Annotated in this window: 16 protein-coding genes; 9 read left to right on the top strand and 7 right to left on the bottom strand. The window is 55.7% G+C overall.

Features of this window, described 5'->3' with window-relative positions; genetic code table 11:
• Positions 1 to 2: 2 nt before the first annotated feature.
• From potG to QVF11_RS19555, 7 genes are all read left to right on the top strand, one after another.
• Positions 3 to 1,136, top strand: a complete 1,134-nt coding sequence (potG, locus tag QVF11_RS19525; RefSeq protein WP_110275273.1) for a putrescine ABC transporter ATP-binding subunit PotG — start codon at positions 3 to 5, stop codon at positions 1,134 to 1,136.
• A gap of 10 nt (positions 1,137 to 1,146) precedes the next feature.
• Complete coding sequence (potH, locus tag QVF11_RS19530) at positions 1,147 to 2,100, top strand: putrescine ABC transporter permease PotH (protein WP_110275271.1); 954 nt, start codon at positions 1,147 to 1,149, stop codon at positions 2,098 to 2,100.
• A complete protein-coding gene (gene potI, locus QVF11_RS19535) occupies positions 2,097 to 2,942 on the top strand; it encodes a putrescine ABC transporter permease PotI (RefSeq protein WP_110275269.1) in 846 nt (281 codons plus the stop codon). The genes potH and potI overlap by 4 nt, the downstream gene beginning before the upstream one ends.
• Before the next feature lie 196 nt (positions 2,943 to 3,138).
• Positions 3,139 to 3,627 carry a YbjO family protein gene (locus QVF11_RS19540; RefSeq protein WP_287858784.1) on the top strand — a complete coding sequence of 163 codons (489 nt, stop codon included), beginning with the start codon at positions 3,139 to 3,141 and terminating at the stop codon, positions 3,625 to 3,627.
• A gap of 42 nt (positions 3,628 to 3,669) precedes the next feature.
• On the top strand, positions 3,670 to 4,800 hold the full coding sequence (rlmC, locus tag QVF11_RS19545) for a 23S rRNA (uracil(747)-C(5))-methyltransferase RlmC (protein WP_287858785.1): 1,131 nt from the start codon (positions 3,670 to 3,672) through the stop codon (positions 4,798 to 4,800).
• Between the two features lie 78 nt (positions 4,801 to 4,878).
• The gene (locus tag QVF11_RS19550; RefSeq protein WP_142512440.1) at positions 4,879 to 5,595 is read left to right on the top strand and encodes a response regulator transcription factor; all 717 of its coding nucleotides are present in this window, start codon (positions 4,879 to 4,881) and stop codon (positions 5,593 to 5,595) included.
• Complete coding sequence (locus tag QVF11_RS19555) at positions 5,592 to 7,064, top strand: sensor histidine kinase (protein WP_287858786.1); 1,473 nt, start codon at positions 5,592 to 5,594, stop codon at positions 7,062 to 7,064. Before QVF11_RS19550 ends, QVF11_RS19555 begins: the two co-directional genes overlap by 4 nt.
• Positions 7,065 to 7,116: 52 nt before the next feature.
• Here QVF11_RS19555 and artJ read toward each other — a convergent pair whose 3' ends face one another.
• From artJ to QVF11_RS19585, 6 genes are all read right to left on the bottom strand, one after another.
• Complete coding sequence (gene artJ, locus QVF11_RS19560) at positions 7,117 to 7,848, bottom strand: arginine ABC transporter substrate-binding protein ArtJ (RefSeq protein WP_287858787.1); 732 nt, start codon at positions 7,846 to 7,848, stop codon at positions 7,117 to 7,119.
• A 179-nt stretch (positions 7,849 to 8,027) separates the two neighbouring features.
• Positions 8,028 to 8,696, bottom strand: coding sequence for an arginine ABC transporter permease ArtM (gene artM / locus QVF11_RS19565; protein WP_112214678.1), 669 nt, complete (start codon positions 8,694 to 8,696; stop codon positions 8,028 to 8,030).
• Complete coding sequence (gene artQ, locus QVF11_RS19570) at positions 8,696 to 9,412, bottom strand: arginine ABC transporter permease ArtQ (protein ID WP_110275255.1); 717 nt, start codon at positions 9,410 to 9,412, stop codon at positions 8,696 to 8,698. Before artQ ends, artM begins: the two co-directional genes overlap by 1 nt.
• Positions 9,413 to 9,418: 6 nt before the next feature.
• A complete protein-coding gene (artI, locus tag QVF11_RS19575; RefSeq protein WP_110275253.1) occupies positions 9,419 to 10,150 on the bottom strand; it encodes an arginine ABC transporter substrate-binding protein ArtI in 732 nt (243 codons plus the stop codon).
• A gap of 19 nt (positions 10,151 to 10,169) precedes the next feature.
• The gene (gene artP / locus QVF11_RS19580; RefSeq protein WP_287858789.1) at positions 10,170 to 10,898 is read right to left on the bottom strand and encodes an arginine ABC transporter ATP-binding protein ArtP; all 729 of its coding nucleotides are present in this window, start codon (positions 10,896 to 10,898) and stop codon (positions 10,170 to 10,172) included.
• A gap of 227 nt (positions 10,899 to 11,125) precedes the next feature.
• On the bottom strand, positions 11,126 to 11,641 hold the full coding sequence (locus tag QVF11_RS19585) for a lipoprotein (protein WP_182237545.1): 516 nt from the start codon (positions 11,639 to 11,641) through the stop codon (positions 11,126 to 11,128).
• Between the two features lie 117 nt (positions 11,642 to 11,758).
• On the opposite strand from QVF11_RS19585, the gene QVF11_RS19590 reads away from it, so the two are divergent.
• The gene (locus QVF11_RS19590) at positions 11,759 to 12,082 is read left to right on the top strand and encodes a heavy metal-binding domain-containing protein (protein ID WP_287858792.1); all 324 of its coding nucleotides are present in this window, start codon (positions 11,759 to 11,761) and stop codon (positions 12,080 to 12,082) included.
• Positions 12,079 to 12,909, top strand: a complete 831-nt coding sequence (locus tag QVF11_RS19595) for an N-acetylmuramoyl-L-alanine amidase (RefSeq protein ID WP_287858793.1) — start codon at positions 12,079 to 12,081, stop codon at positions 12,907 to 12,909. The genes QVF11_RS19590 and QVF11_RS19595 overlap by 4 nt, the downstream gene beginning before the upstream one ends.
• On the opposite strand, the gene QVF11_RS19600 is transcribed toward QVF11_RS19595, so the two are convergent.
• Positions 12,906 to 13,919: an NAD-dependent epimerase/dehydratase family protein gene (locus tag QVF11_RS19600; RefSeq protein WP_287858794.1), complete on the bottom strand. Its 1,014-nt coding sequence runs from the start codon at positions 13,917 to 13,919 to the stop codon at positions 12,906 to 12,908. The genes QVF11_RS19595 and QVF11_RS19600 overlap by 4 nt on opposite strands.
• Positions 13,920 to 13,992: the final 73 nt, after the last annotated feature.

Consider the following 13,992-nt stretch of genomic DNA (forward strand, 5'->3'; position numbering starts at 1 on the left):
CCGTGAATGACGCAACCCCCCGCCCGCAGGCAAAAGCCCCCAAAGCGCTGACCCCGCTACTGGAAATCCGTAATCTAACCAAGTCGTTTGATGGGCAGCACGCCGTCGACGATGTCAATCTCACCATTTACAAAGGCGAAATTTTTGCCCTGCTGGGCGCATCCGGCTGTGGTAAATCGACCCTGCTGCGCATGCTGGCGGGTTTTGAACAGCCAACAGCTGGGCAGATTGTTCTCGATGGCGTCGACCTGGCGCGGGTGCCGCCGTATCAGCGGCCTATCAACATGATGTTTCAGTCCTACGCGCTGTTTCCGCATATGACGGTGGAGCAGAATATCGCCTTTGGCCTCAAGCAGGACAAGCTGCCAAAAGCTGAAATCACCAGCCGGGTGCAGGAGATGCTGGCGCTGGTGCATATGCAGGAGTTCGCGAAGCGCAAACCGCATCAGCTTTCTGGTGGCCAGCGCCAGCGCGTGGCGCTGGCCCGCAGCCTGGCGAAAAGGCCAAAGCTGCTGCTGCTTGATGAGCCGATGGGGGCGCTGGACAAAAAGCTGCGCGATCGGATGCAGCTGGAAGTGGTCGATATCCTTGAACGCGTTGGGGTGACCTGCGTGATGGTCACCCACGATCAGGAAGAGGCGATGACTATGGCGGGACGCATCGCCATTATGAACCGCGGCAAGTTTGTGCAAATTGGCGAGCCGGAGGAGATTTACGAGCATCCGACCACCCGCTACAGCGCGGAGTTTATCGGTTCGGTAAACGTCTTCGAAGGACTGGTGAAAGAGCGTCAGGAAGATGGCCTGGTGCTGGATTCGCCGGGGCTGACGCATCCGCTGAAGGTCGATCCGGATGCTTCCGTCGTCGATAACGTCCCGGTGTGGGTAGCCCTGCGTCCGGAGAAAATCATGCTCTGCGAAGATCCGCCTGCGGATGGCTACAACTTTGCGGTGGGCGAAGTTATCTATATCGCCTATCTCGGTGACCTGTCTATCTATCATGTACGCCTGAAAAGCGGGCAGATGATCAGCGCCCAGCTACAAAACGAACACCGCTACCGCAAAGGTGCGCCAACGTGGGGCGATGAGGTTCGTTTGTGCTGGGACGCCGATAGCTGCGTTGTGCTGACGGTGTAAGGAGAGGGCGATGAGTACATTAGAACCTCCGTCAGGCGCTAAAAAGCCGGGCGGTTTTGCGCTGTGGCTGGCGCGCCTGCAAATGGCGCACGGGCGCAAACTGGTGATTGCGCTACCTTACGTGTGGCTGATTTTGCTGTTCCTGCTGCCGTTCCTGATTGTGTTTAAAATCAGCCTGGCGGAAATGGCGCGGGCGATCCCGCCTTATACCGATCTGCTGGAATGGGCTGACGGCCAGCTGACGCTGACGCTGAATCTTGGCAATTTCCTGCAGCTCACCGACGATCCGCTCTATTTCGAAGCGTATTTACAGTCGCTTCAAGTGGCGGGGATCTCGACGTTCTGCTGCCTGTTGATGGGCTACCCGCTGGCGTGGGCGGTCGCGCACAGTAAACCATCGACGCGCAACATCCTGCTGCTGCTGGTTATCCTGCCATCGTGGACGTCGTTCCTGATCCGAGTCTATGCCTGGATGGGACTGCTGAAAAGCAACGGCGTACTGAATAACTTCCTGTTGTGGCTGGGGGTTATCGATCAGCCGCTGGAGATCCTGCATACCAACCTTGCGGTCTATATCGGCATTGTATACGCCTATCTGCCGTTTATGGTGTTGCCGATTTATACCGCTCTGACGCGCATTGATTACTCACTGGTCGAGGCGTCGCTGGATCTGGGCGCCAGGCCGCTGAAAACCTTCTTCCAGGTGATCGTTCCGCTCACCAAAGGCGGCATTATCGCCGGGTCGATGCTGGTGTTTATTCCGGCGGTAGGGGAGTTCGTTATCCCGGAACTGCTGGGCGGCCCGGACAGCATTATGATTGGCCGCGTGCTGTGGCAGGAGTTCTTTAATAACCGCGACTGGCCGGTAGCCTCGGCGGTGGCGATCGTGATGCTGTTACTGCTGATCGTACCGATCATGTGGTTTCACAAGCATCAGCAAAAACAGGTGGGGGAACACGGATGAATAATTTGCCGGTAGTCCGTTCGCCGTGGCGAATTTTAATTCTGGTGCTTGGCTTTACCTTCCTGTACGCACCGATGCTCATGCTGGTGATTTACTCGTTCAACAGCTCGAAGCTGGTGACGGTCTGGGCTGGGTGGTCGACGCGTTGGTATCGCGAGCTTTTTCATGACGATGCGATGATGAGCGCGGTGGGACTGAGCCTGACCATTGCCGCCTGCGCCGCGACGGCGGCGGTTATCCTTGGCACTATTGCTGCGGTAGTGATGGTGCGTTTTGGCCGCTTCCGCGGTTCAAACGGCTTTGCCTTTATGATCACCGCGCCGCTGGTAATGCCCGATGTAATAACGGGTTTGTCGCTGCTGCTGTTGTTTGTTGCGTTAGGGCACTCTATTGGCTGGCCGTCGGATCGCGGAATGCTGACCATCTGGCTGGCGCACGTCACCTTCTGTACCGCCTACGTCGCGGTGGTCATTTCTTCGCGTCTGCGCGAGCTGGACCACTCAATTGAAGAGGCAGCGATGGATCTTGGTGCTGCGCCGCTTAAAGTCTTCTTTGTCATTACGCTGCCGATGATTATGCCGGCGGTCGTTTCGGGCTGGCTGCTGGCGTTCACTTTGTCGCTGGACGACCTGGTAATTGCCAGCTTTGTTTCCGGCCCGGGCGCGACAACGCTGCCGATGCTGGTCTTCTCCAGCGTGCGCATGGGCGTGAATCCGGAGATTAACGCCCTGGCGACCTTAATCCTCGGTGTGGTCGGGATTGTCGGTTTTATCGCCTGGTATTTAATGGCTCGCGCGGAAAAGCAGCGGGTGCGTGATATCCAGCGTGCAAGAAGGGGCTGAACCGCCTATACCCGTCATACTTCAAGTTGCATGTGCGTTGGCTGCGGATTACTCGGCCCATCCATGGGCCTCGCCCCTACGTGGCCAGCGCAAGCGCTGTTCAAGGCACAAATGCCTTGTCCTGCAACTCGAATTATTTAGGGTATAATATCTGCAATAGAGTTAACATCGGCGCCGCATTTGTGGCGCCGTTTTCATGGAAGACTTTACGTTGGGATTGTTTACAAAAACGCACTCGTCTCATGCTCGTCTTAACGTTCCTGCACTGGTGCAGGTGGCGGCTTTCGCCATTATTTTAATCCGCGGCCTGGATTTGCTGATGATCCTCAATCAGCTTGGCGTTCAGGGTATTGAAGAGTTCGTTCATCGCAGCGTACAGACGTGGGCGTTAACCCTGGTTTTCCTCTCAAGCCTGGTGCTGGTGTTCGTTGAAATCTGGTGCGCGTTTTCGCTGGTAAAAGGGCGCAACTGGGCGCGCTGGCTGTATCTGCTGACTCAGGTCATCGTCATCGGCTATCTGTGGGCCGCATCGCTGGGTTACGGTTATCCCGAGCTATTTAGCATCGCCGGAGAATCGAAGCGCGAAATATTTCGTTCTCTGGTGCTGCAAAAACTGCCGGATCTGCTGGTGCTGGCCATTCTGTTTGTTCCTACACCGTGCCGACGCTTTTTCCGTTTACAGTAACGGTGATACAATCCCCGCCCCTGTTTTTTTGAAGGTCTTGTTATGCACTGCGCACTTTATGACGCGAACCGCTGTCGCTCCTGCCAGTGGCTCGAACTACCGATATCTCAACAGCTCGCCGATAAAATGGCCGACCTGCGTACGCTGTTGACGGATGCTCCGGTAGCCAACTGGTGCGCGCCGGTGTGCGGCCCGGAAACCGGGTTTCGCAACAAAGCGAAAATGGTGGTCAGCGGTAGCGTGGAGCGCCCGCTCCTCGGGATGCTGCACCGTGATGGTGGGGCAGAAGACCTGACTGATTGCCCGCTTTACCCGCAAAGTTTTGCCCCCGTATTTGCCGCGCTTAAACCGTTTATCGCCCGTGCCGGACTCACGCCCTACAACGTGGCCCGTAAACGCGGCGAGCTGAAGTATATTCTGCTCACCGAAAGCCAGCAGGATGGCGGTATGATGCTGCGCTTTGTTCTGCGCTCAGAGACCAAGCTTGCCCAACTGCGCGCGGCGCTGCCGGAGCTACAGGCACAGCTTCCGCAACTGAAAGTGATTACCGCCAATATTCAGCCGGTGCATATGGCTATCATGGAGGGAGAGCAGGAAATCTTCCTCACTGACCAGCAGGCGCTGGCGGAAAATTTCAACGGCGTGCCGCTGTGGATCCGCCCGCAGAGCTTCTTTCAGACTAACCCGGTGGTTGCCAGCCAGCTGTATGCCACCGCTCGCGACTGGGTGCGCCAGCTACCGATTAACCATATGTGGGATCTCTTCTGCGGCGTTGGCGGCTTTGGACTGCACTGCGCCACGCCGCAGATGCGCCTGACCGGGATTGAGATCGCCCCGGAAGCCATCGCCTGCGCAAAACAGTCGGCGGCGGAGTTAGGTTTACACAATTTGCATTTTCAGGCGCTCGACTCTACGCAGTTTGCTACTGGTGAAGGTGAGGTTCCGGAGCTGGTACTGGTGAATCCGCCGCGTCGCGGTATTGGCAGCGAGCTGTGCGACTATTTAAGCCGCATGGCGCCAGACTTTATTATCTACTCCAGCTGTAACGCCCGGACGATGGCGAAAGATATCACTCGTCTGACCGGGTATCGTATCGAACGCGTGCAGCTGTTCGATATGTTCCCCCACACCGCCCACTATGAGGTGCTGACCCTGCTGGTTCGCGAAGTATAACTAAAATGTGAACTCTTCAGCAGGCGAAGATCGGGTAAGCTTGGCTAATCAGAATGTATGAAAAGCGGAGTGCTGCCGGTGGCTAAGAGAATTCTGTTGGTTGAAGATGATGACGATATCGCCGCGCTGCTGCGCTTGAATCTGCAGGATGAGGGGTATCAGATTGTCCACGAGGCGGACGGGGCGCAGGCGCTACAGCGGCTGGAGAAAGAGATCTGGGATGCGGTGATTCTCGACCTGATGCTGCCCAACGTTGATGGTCTGGAAATCTGTCGGCGCATTCGCCAGCAAACTCGTTACCTGCCGGTCATTATTATCAGCGCCCGCGCCAGCGAAACCCAGCGCGTGCAGGGGCTGGAAATGGGTGCGGATGATTACCTTGCTAAACCCTTTTCAATTCTCGAACTGACCGCCAGAGTGAAAGCGGTGTTTCGCCGCCAGGAGGCGATGGGCCAGAATCTGTTGATGGATGCCGGGCGCATCGTCAGCCATGGTTTGAGCATCGACCCGTTGTCCCGAGAAGTGAAGCTGCGCGGCGAGGCGATCGATCTCACGCCGCGAGAGTTTGAGCTGCTGTACTACTTTGCTCGCCACCCGGGAGAGGTCTTTTCCCGCCTGGCGCTGCTTGACCAGGTATGGGGCTATCAGCACGATGGCTATGAGCATACGGTCAATACCCATATCAACCGCCTGCGTACCAAAATTGAGCACGACCCGGCTGAACCTGACATCATCCTGACCGTCTGGGGAAAAGGCTATAAATTCGCCGTGGAGCGCAAAGAGGCGCTGTCATGATCCACCGTCTCAGCCTCAGTCAGCGCCTGGCGTTGGTTTTCACCTCGCTGCTGCTGCTCTGTGCCGTCGCCGTGTGTCTGATCCAGCTCTACAGCAGCGCGCAATATGGTGATGCGATGGTGCAGCGCCTCTCTGCCGGACTGGCGCAGCAAATTGCCGCCCGCGAACCGCTTCTGGACTCTCAGGGGCAGGTTGACCGCCAGATGCTGAAACCGCTTTTCGACCGGCTGATGACCTTTAACCCAAGCGTCGAGCTGTATCTGGTTTCACCCGACGGCGAGCTGCTGGCCGACGCTGCGCCGCCGGGTCATATCAAGCGCCAGCGTATTGGTCTGGCCCCGGTACAAACTTTTCTCTCCGGCGGCACGTGGCCGATTTATGGCGACGATCCGCGCAGTATTGACCAGCAAAAAGTGTTTAGCGTCGCGCCGCTAAGGCAGGACGGCCAGCTGCGCGGCTATCTGTATATCATTTTACAGGGTGAAACCTTCAATGAACTGGCGGCGAGCGCCTGGCAGAAAACGTTGGGGAGCCTGTTATTGTGGACCCTTGTACTGGTCGTCGGTCTTGGCCTGCTGGCGGGCGGCCTTGCCTGGTATTGGGTAACGCGCCCGGTACGCCAGCTTACCGCGTTGGTGGCGACGGATGAAAAAGACAGCATTCGCGCGATTAAGGCGCTGGCGGCGCAGGCACCGGACGCGAATCCGGGGAATGAAGTGGCCGTGCTGCATAACCGCTTTATCGAGCTGGCCCGCCAGATTGCCGGGCAGTGGGATCGCCTGGCCGATAGCGATCGCCAGCGTCGCGAATTCGTCGCTAATATCTCTCACGACTTGCGCACGCCGCTGACCTCGTTGCTGGGCTATCTGGAAACATTGACCATTAAGGCCGATCGACTCACGGTGGAGGAGAACAAACAGTATCTGAACATCGCGCTACGTCAGGGGAATAAAGTTCGTCATCTTTCTCAGCAGCTGTTTGAGTTGGCCCGCCTGGAACACGGGGGAATTAAGCCGCAGCCGGAGAAGTTTGCGCTGGCTGAGCTGGTGCAGGACGTGGCGCAAAAGTTCGATTTGACGATCGCCACGCGAAAAATTGCTTTGCAGCTGGAGCTGTCGGAGGGTTTGCCGCCGGTTGTCGCGGACCTGTCTATGATCGAAAGGGTGCTGACTAATCTACTGGATAACGCCCTGCGGCACACCCCGGAAGGCGGCGTGATTCGCCTGATGGCGCATCGTTCAGGGCCGGAGATTATCGTTGAGGTCGCGGATAGCGGGCCGGGAGTGGCTGGTGAACTACGGGCGACGCTATTCGAACGGCCTTCGGTACTGGAGCCGGGCGCGCAAAGCGCATCGCGAGGGGGGTTGGGCTTGATGATTGTGCGCAGGATGCTACAGCTACACGGTGGCGATATACGCCTTTTGGAAGCACCGGCAGGGGCCTGTTTCCAGTTCACCCTGCCGGTTTAAGGTTGCGGATTGGCCTACCGGGCTACAGGTTCACAGCCGCCTCCGGGAAGGATTACTCCGGGAACCACTGATTGCTGATTTTCTGGTAGGTCCCGTCGGCTTTAATTGCCTTCAGCGCAGCGTTCAGTTTTTCTAGCAGCGCTTTATTATCCGGGCGTACCGCAATGCCGAGGCCGGTGCCAAAGTATTGCGGGTCGGTGACTTTCGGCGTCGCCGCGCCCAGCTGCGGGTTGGTTTTCAGCCATTCGTTAACCACGGCGGTATCGCCAAATACCCCATCAATACGGCCATTTTTCAGGTCGATAAACGCATTCTGGTAGCTATCGTAGGCTACGGTCTTCACTTCAGGGTGTTTATCCTGCAGGTATTTCTGATGCGTGGTGCCATTTTCCATACCGATGCGCTTGCCTTTGAGATCGTCGAAAGAGTGGTAAACATCTTTCTTCGAAATCACCAGCGCGGAGTTGGCGTAGTACGGGTCGGTAAATGCCACCTGCTTGCTACGTTCTGGAGTAATGTCCATACCGGAAATCACCGCATCATATTTCTTGAATTTGAGCGCCGGGATCAGGCTGTCGAAAGCATGATTGGTAAAAGTACATTCAGCCTGCATTTGTTTGCACAGCGCGTTTGCCAGGTCGATATCGAAACCGGCGATCTGGTTGTTGGCGTCCATCGATTCAAACGGTGGATAGGTTGCAGAAACGCCAAAGCTGATTTTCTCTGCGGCTGCGGCGCCAAAGGCGAAAGAGGTAAGCAGTGCGGCCAGAACTAACTTTTTCATCGTCAAACTCCCGTCGGTCAATCTTATGTTGTTGTGCCGTGTCTGCGGCTGGGGTTAACAATGCCACTAAATGAATTTATATTCAATAAATATGGATAATTATTTTAATTTGAATAAAAAAAGACGGATAAGTCATTAACCTTATCCGTCACACGTTTACTTATTATGCATTTTAGCCGCTAGTTTCGTCGCTCAAAAGCCAGCGCTTTATGCTCAACCAGACGCATCAGCAGCGTCAGCAGACCGTTGACGATGAGATAGACAATCCCGGCGGCGCCGAACACCATCACATCATAGGTACGGCCATAGAGCAGCTGGCTGTGGCCCATCACTTCCATCAAGGTAATGGTGTAGGCCAGAGAAGTACTCTTGAACACCAGCACCACTTCGTTGGAGTAAGAGGAGAGGGCGCGTTTGAAAGCATACGGGAGCAAAATAGCCAGCGTATCTTTCTTGCTCATCCCCAGCGCGCCGCAGGATTGCCACTGACCGTCAGGAATAGCGCGAATAGCACCATAAAACAGCTGGGTGGTATAAGCGGCGCTGTTGAGAGAAAGAGCGATCAGCGCGCAGAGCCAGGGCTCTGAAATGAGATGCCAGAGTACCGGGTATTCCTGCAGCGACGGGAACTGGCCCGGGCCGTAGTAAATCAGGAAGATCTGCACCAGCAGCGGCGTGCCGGTAAATAGCGTGATGTAGCCGCGAACAATCCATACCAACACCGGCGTTTTGAGCGTCAGGACGATGGTAAAAATCAGCGACAAAATCAGCGCCACCGCGATGGATGCCGCAGTCAGCGTCAGGCTGGTATGTAGCCCTTTGAGCAGTTCGGGTAAGTAATCAAGCATCAGCCTGGACTCCTTTCGAAGCGCGTCGCACGCTGGTCAATACGTTTGAGGATGTACTGACTTAACAGGGTGATGACCAGATAGATTGCCGCCGCGATGATGTACCAGTTGAACGGCTCCTGGGTACGGGTAGCGATACTTTTGGTTTGCAGCATCAGGTCGTTGACGCTGATCAGGCTTACCAGCGCGGTATCCTTCAGCAGCACCAGCCACTGGTTGCCGAGACCCGGCAGCGCGTGCCGCCACATTTGCGGCATCACCAGGCGAAAGAAAATGGCGGCTTTCGATAATCCCAGCGCCTGACCGGATTCCCACTGTCCCTGAGGGACTGCTTTTAGCGCCCCGCGCAGGGTCTGCGACGCATAGGCTGCGTAGAGCAGAGAGAGGGCAATGGCCCCGCAGAGGAACGGGCTGACGTCGAAGTTTTCAATTTCCATCTGCACAGGGATCTGCGCAAAGCCGAGATTGATCGTAAAGCCGTCAGAAAGAATGAGCAGCAGTTGTGATGAGCCAAAATAGATAAACAGAACCACCAGAATTTCCGGTAGTCCGCGCAAAAGGGTGACAATGCCGGTTGCGAGCCAGGCGACCGGACGCAGCTTCACCGACTCGAGGACGGCAAACAGCATCGCCAGCACCAGGCCGATGATCAGCGCGCAAACGGCAAGGCCGACGGTCATCCCGGCGGCGCTTGCTAATGGAAAAAATTCGTTCATTCAGCGTTACTTCTGGAACCATTTGTTATAGATAGACTGGTAAGTCCCATCGCTCTTCACTTTTTCCAGCGCAGCGTTGAATTTCTGCTGCAGCTCGGTATTGCCCTGACGCAGCGCAATGCCGAGACCGGTGCCGAAGTAGTCTTTGTCGGTGACTTTGTCGCCTACTGCTCCCAGCTTCGGATTGCTCTTCAGCCATTCGGTGACGACAGCGGTATCGCCGAAGACGGCGTCAATACGGCCGTTTTGCAGATCCAGCTTCGCATTCTGATAGCTGTCGTAAGGAACGGTGGTGATTTCCGGGTGCTTATCGGTGATAAATTTCTGGTGAGTCGTGCCGTTCTGGACGCCGACTTTTTTGCCTTTAAGCTGATCGATACTGGTGAATTTACCCTGCTGACCGACGAACAACGCTGAGTTCTCGTAATATGGCGTGGTGAACAGCACCTGTTTTTCACGCTCAGGGGTGATGTCCATCCCGGCCATTACCGCATCGAAACGACGGAACTTGAGGCTGGGGATCAGGCTGTCGAAAGCCTGGTTGGTAAAGGTGCAGGTGGCATCAATCTCTTTACACAGCGCATTGGCCAAATCGACATCGAATCCGACGATTTTGTTATTAGCATCAATCGCTTCAAACGGAGGATAGGAAGCCTCGGTGGCGAAACGAATGGTCTGGGCTGCGGTGGCGGAGAGGCTCATGCCCGCAAGAAGAGCGGCAATCAGTACTTTTTTCATCGTCATTTCCCCGAAAACATCAATGTGAAAGATAGTTTTTAAACGCGTCGGTTTGCGGATGCGTGAAGCAGTCTGCATCCCCTTGTTCGACGATATAGCCATTTTCCATATACACCACGCGACTCGCGGTTTTACGCGCCACTTCCACCTCGTGGGTGACGATAACCTGCGTGATGCCGGTTTCAGCCAGTTCGCGAATAATGCTGACGATCTGAGCGGTGATTTCTGGATCGAGCGCTGCCGTCGGTTCATCAAACAGCAGAATCTGCGGTTCCATCATCAGCGCGCGGGCAATGGCGACACGCTGCTGCTGACCGCCGGAAAGATGCAGTGGATAGCGATCGCTGTAGGGTTTCAGGCGCAGACGTTCGAGCAGCTTTTCGGCGCGGGCCAAAGCCTGAGCCTTGCTTAAGCCGAGTACGCGGCAGGGGGCTTCAATCAGGTTTTGCTGCACGGTCAGATGTGGCCACAGATTGTACTGTTGGAAAACCATACCGACGTTCTGGCGCAGCTCTCGAATGGCTTTGTCAGAAGGCGCTTTGGTAAAGTCGAAATGATTCCCGGCAATGTGCAGGGTACCGGAACGCGGCATCTCCAGCAGGTTGAGTACGCGCAGCAGCGAGCTTTTACCGGCACCGCTTGGGCCGAGCAGCACCAGCGTTTCCCCCTGCGGGCAATCCAGCGTGATGTCAAACAGCGCCTGGTGCGCGCCGTAGAAGCAATTAATGCCGTTTAATTTAATGCTCATCTGGGCAGTCTGATACAAATAGCAATTGAGGCCGCAAATAGTACCTTTGGCAGAATAGTTATGCAATATTTATGCGTTAAAAGTTAAATGTAAACCACGTTTACATTTAAAGGTAGCACAAAATATGGCTTCGTGAAGGCGAGGGGAGTAAATGTCGGTATTACTGGAAAGAATACCGACATTTTACCGGGGTTATTGATTTGGCTGGATCTGTTAAAACACCTGAATTAGCGTTTTTCGAGGCTCTGACGCAGGCTACCTGCTGGCGCGTGGGAGTTATTGCCGAGGTAACGCACGTCGTCAACGGCCCAGCACTGCCCTTCCTGAATCATCAGTACTTCGTCTTTCCAGCTCTGGGTACCCTGTTTTAGCTCAACGCGCAGCGGAATATTACGCGCATCGCGATTAGGGATCGTGGAGGCGCTGGCGACATCGGCGCTGTCGGCAGGCGTTGTGCTGCTGGAGAACAGGTTAGACTGCAGCAGGGTATTGTTTGACGGGTCCTGACGCGCGTCGTTCAGCAATTTTGCCAGATCGTCACTCAGATATGGACGCAGCGCGGTTAAATCGCTATTGCGATTCTGTACCTGGTAGTCATAAAACTTTTGCGCCACGTCATCCGGACCGCCTTCGACGCAAGGGCCGCTGCGGGTGCCGTTATCTTTGTAGGCAGGCGTGACGGTAGTACAGGCGCTGAGCGCCAGCGCGCAGGGGAGGACTAATGCAAGAACTTTGTAGCGCATGATGATTTCCTTATAAGCTCACTACGTTAGAATATCTTTACAAGCATAGTGTATCAGATAGGGATTGTGCTTGACCCTTAGAGCTAACGCATTGAACGCTAAAGAAGGAGTCTCACCATGCAATTCTCAACCACCCCGACCCTGGAAGGTCAGCCGATTATCGAATACTGCGGCGTCGTCACGGGGGAAGCAATTCTCGGTGCTAACGTATTCCGCGATTTTTTCGCCAGCATTCGCGATATTGTCGGCGGTCGTTCCGGTGCCTATGAAAAAGAGTTGCGTAAGGCACGGGAAATCGCTTTCGAAGAGCTGAGCGAGCAGGCGAAAGCGCTGGGCGCGGATGCGATAGTCGGTATTGATATTGATTACGAAACCGTCGGTAAAGACAGCAGCATGCTGATGGTGAGCGTCAGCGGCACCGCGGTGAAGACCCGGCGATGAGAATTTGCCGGGCAGGCGTGCTGCTTACGCTGCTGCTGGCGGGCTGCGCCACGGAAAAAGGCATTATCGATCGCGACGGTTATCAGCTGGATACGCGCCATCCGGCCCAGGCGGCTTATCCGCGCATCAAGGTGCTGGTGATCCACTACACCGCCGATGATTTCGACGTTTCACTGGCGACGCTGACGGATAATCAGGTGAGTTCTCACTACCTGATCCCAGAGAAACCGCCGCGACATAACGGCAAGCCGCGGATCTGGCAGCTCGTGCCGGAAGAAGATCTGGCCTGGCATGCGGGCATCAGTTTCTGGCGCGGGAGTACGCGCATTAACGATACTTCGATTGGCATTGAGCTGGAGAATCGCGGCTGGCAAAAAACGGCAGGGGTAAAAAGCTTCACGCCGTTTAATCCGGCGCAGATTGACGCCCTGATCCCGCTGGCAAAAGATATTATCGCCCGCTACCACATTGCGCCGCAGAACGTCGTTGCCCATGCAGACATTGCCCCGCAGCGCAAAGACGATCCGGGGCCGCTTTTCCCGTGGCACAAGCTTGCGGAGCAGGGGATAGGCGCGTGGCCGGATGCGCAGCGGGTGACTTTTTATCTACAAGGCCGCCCATCATACGAACCGGCGGATACGGCAGAGCTGCTGGACGTGCTGTCGCGTTATGGCTATCAGGTGGCGCCGGAAATGACCCCAGCGCAGCAGAAGCGAGTGATTATGGCTTTCCAGATGCACTTCCGCCCCGCGCGTTGGGATGGCGTTGCCGATGCCCAAACGCTGGCGATTGCTGAAGCGCTGCTGGAAAAGTACGGTAGGGGCTAGAGGTGTAGTTTACCGTGGTCTTTTAACCACGCAGCGGTACGGATGATGCCTCCATCCATCGCCACCACCGGCTGGTAGCCTAGCTCCTGCTGGGCGCGAGTGATGTCGAGGGTGAAATCAAAGTTCAGCTTAGAGACGCCGTAGTGGGTGAATGCGGGCTCTTTAGCTGACTTATTGCCAAAGTGCTCCATGCTGCGGGCGATGATATCCAGCATTGGATAAGGGACCGAACGGATGCGGCACTTAATCCCCAGCTCATTAATAAGCTTCTGCACAATGCTGTGCAGGGTTTGCGGTTCGCCGTTAGTGATGTTGTAAGCGCGAGCCGAAGGCAGACGGTCACACTGCGGCTGGCTGGCGAGCCACATCGCGTGCACTGCGTTTTCATAATAGGTCATATCCACCAGCGCACTGCCGCCGCGCGGTAACAGAACGCTGCCGTAGTGCTGCATCATCTGCGCCAGGCGCGGGATAAACACTTTGTCATGCGGGCCAAACAGGCTTTGCGGGCGTAAAATCGTAAAACGGGTATTCGGATTAGCCTGCGCCAGCAGGTTAATCACATCTTCGCTTGCCGCTTTGCTGCGGGCGAACTCGTTGGCGAAACGCTGCGGGCGAAAATCTTCCTGAATATCGCGATGATGATGGTAATCAAAATAGAGCGATGGTGAAGAGATATGCACGAAGTTGCGCACACCCCAGGCGACAGCCCATTCACCGAGGCGACGGGTGGCGCGAACGTTGGCTAAATCGAAGGCCTGCTGGGTGCCCCACGGCGAGGTAAAGCTGGAACAGTGCCACAGGGTATCGATACCGGCGAGCATAACTTTGGCCTGCGAGGAGACCAGCTCGGTTAAGTCTGCGGGAACGAACTCGGCGCCCATTTTGCACAGAAGCTTGCCCATCGCTTCGTTACGTCCGGTCGCTCTGACGCTGATGCCCTTGTTACGCAGATATTCCACCGCGTTGCGGCCTAATCCGCTGGTTGCACCGGTAACCAGTACCTTCATATCGCTCTATTGTTCCAAAAAAGAATTTCGTGCGCATTTTCCGTGATTCTGACTGCGATGCAATGGGAATCAT

This window comes from Klebsiella sp., assembly GCF_027492335.1.
In the GTDB taxonomy this organism is placed as follows: Bacteria; Pseudomonadota; Gammaproteobacteria; order Enterobacterales; family Enterobacteriaceae; genus Klebsiella; species Klebsiella huaxiensis.

Bases quoted from the DNA above. Each gene is read 5' to 3' on its own strand.
- potH (WP_110275271.1), top strand. From the start codon at position 1,147: ATGAGTACATTAGAACCTCCGTCAGGCGCTAAAAAGCCGGGCGGTTTT.
- potI (WP_110275269.1), top strand. From the start codon at position 2,097: ATGAATAATTTGCCGGTAGTCCGTTCGCCGTGGCGAATTTTAATTCTG.
- QVF11_RS19540 (WP_287858784.1), top strand. From the start codon at position 3,139: ATGGAAGACTTTACGTTGGGATTGTTTACAAAAACGCACTCGTCTCAT.
- rlmC (WP_287858785.1), top strand. From the start codon at position 3,670: ATGCACTGCGCACTTTATGACGCGAACCGCTGTCGCTCCTGCCAGTGG.
- QVF11_RS19555 (WP_287858786.1), top strand. From the start codon at position 5,592: ATGATCCACCGTCTCAGCCTCAGTCAGCGCCTGGCGTTGGTTTTCACC.
- artJ (WP_287858787.1), bottom strand. From the start codon at position 7,848: ATGAAAAAGTTAGTTCTGGCCGCACTGCTTACCTCTTTCGCCTTTGGC.
- artM (WP_112214678.1), bottom strand. From the start codon at position 8,696: ATGCTTGATTACTTACCCGAACTGCTCAAAGGGCTACATACCAGCCTG.
- artQ (WP_110275255.1), bottom strand. From the start codon at position 9,412: ATGAACGAATTTTTTCCATTAGCAAGCGCCGCCGGGATGACCGTCGGC.
- artI (WP_110275253.1), bottom strand. From the start codon at position 10,150: ATGAAAAAAGTACTGATTGCCGCTCTTCTTGCGGGCATGAGCCTCTCC.
- artP (WP_287858789.1), bottom strand. From the start codon at position 10,898: ATGAGCATTAAATTAAACGGCATTAATTGCTTCTACGGCGCGCACCAG.
- QVF11_RS19585 (WP_182237545.1), bottom strand. From the start codon at position 11,641: ATGCGCTACAAAGTTCTTGCATTAGTCCTCCCCTGCGCGCTGGCGCTC.
- QVF11_RS19590 (WP_287858792.1), top strand. From the start codon at position 11,759: ATGCAATTCTCAACCACCCCGACCCTGGAAGGTCAGCCGATTATCGAA.
- QVF11_RS19595 (WP_287858793.1), top strand. From the start codon at position 12,079: ATGAGAATTTGCCGGGCAGGCGTGCTGCTTACGCTGCTGCTGGCGGGC.
- QVF11_RS19600 (WP_287858794.1), bottom strand. From the start codon at position 13,919: ATGAAGGTACTGGTTACCGGTGCAACCAGCGGATTAGGCCGCAACGCG.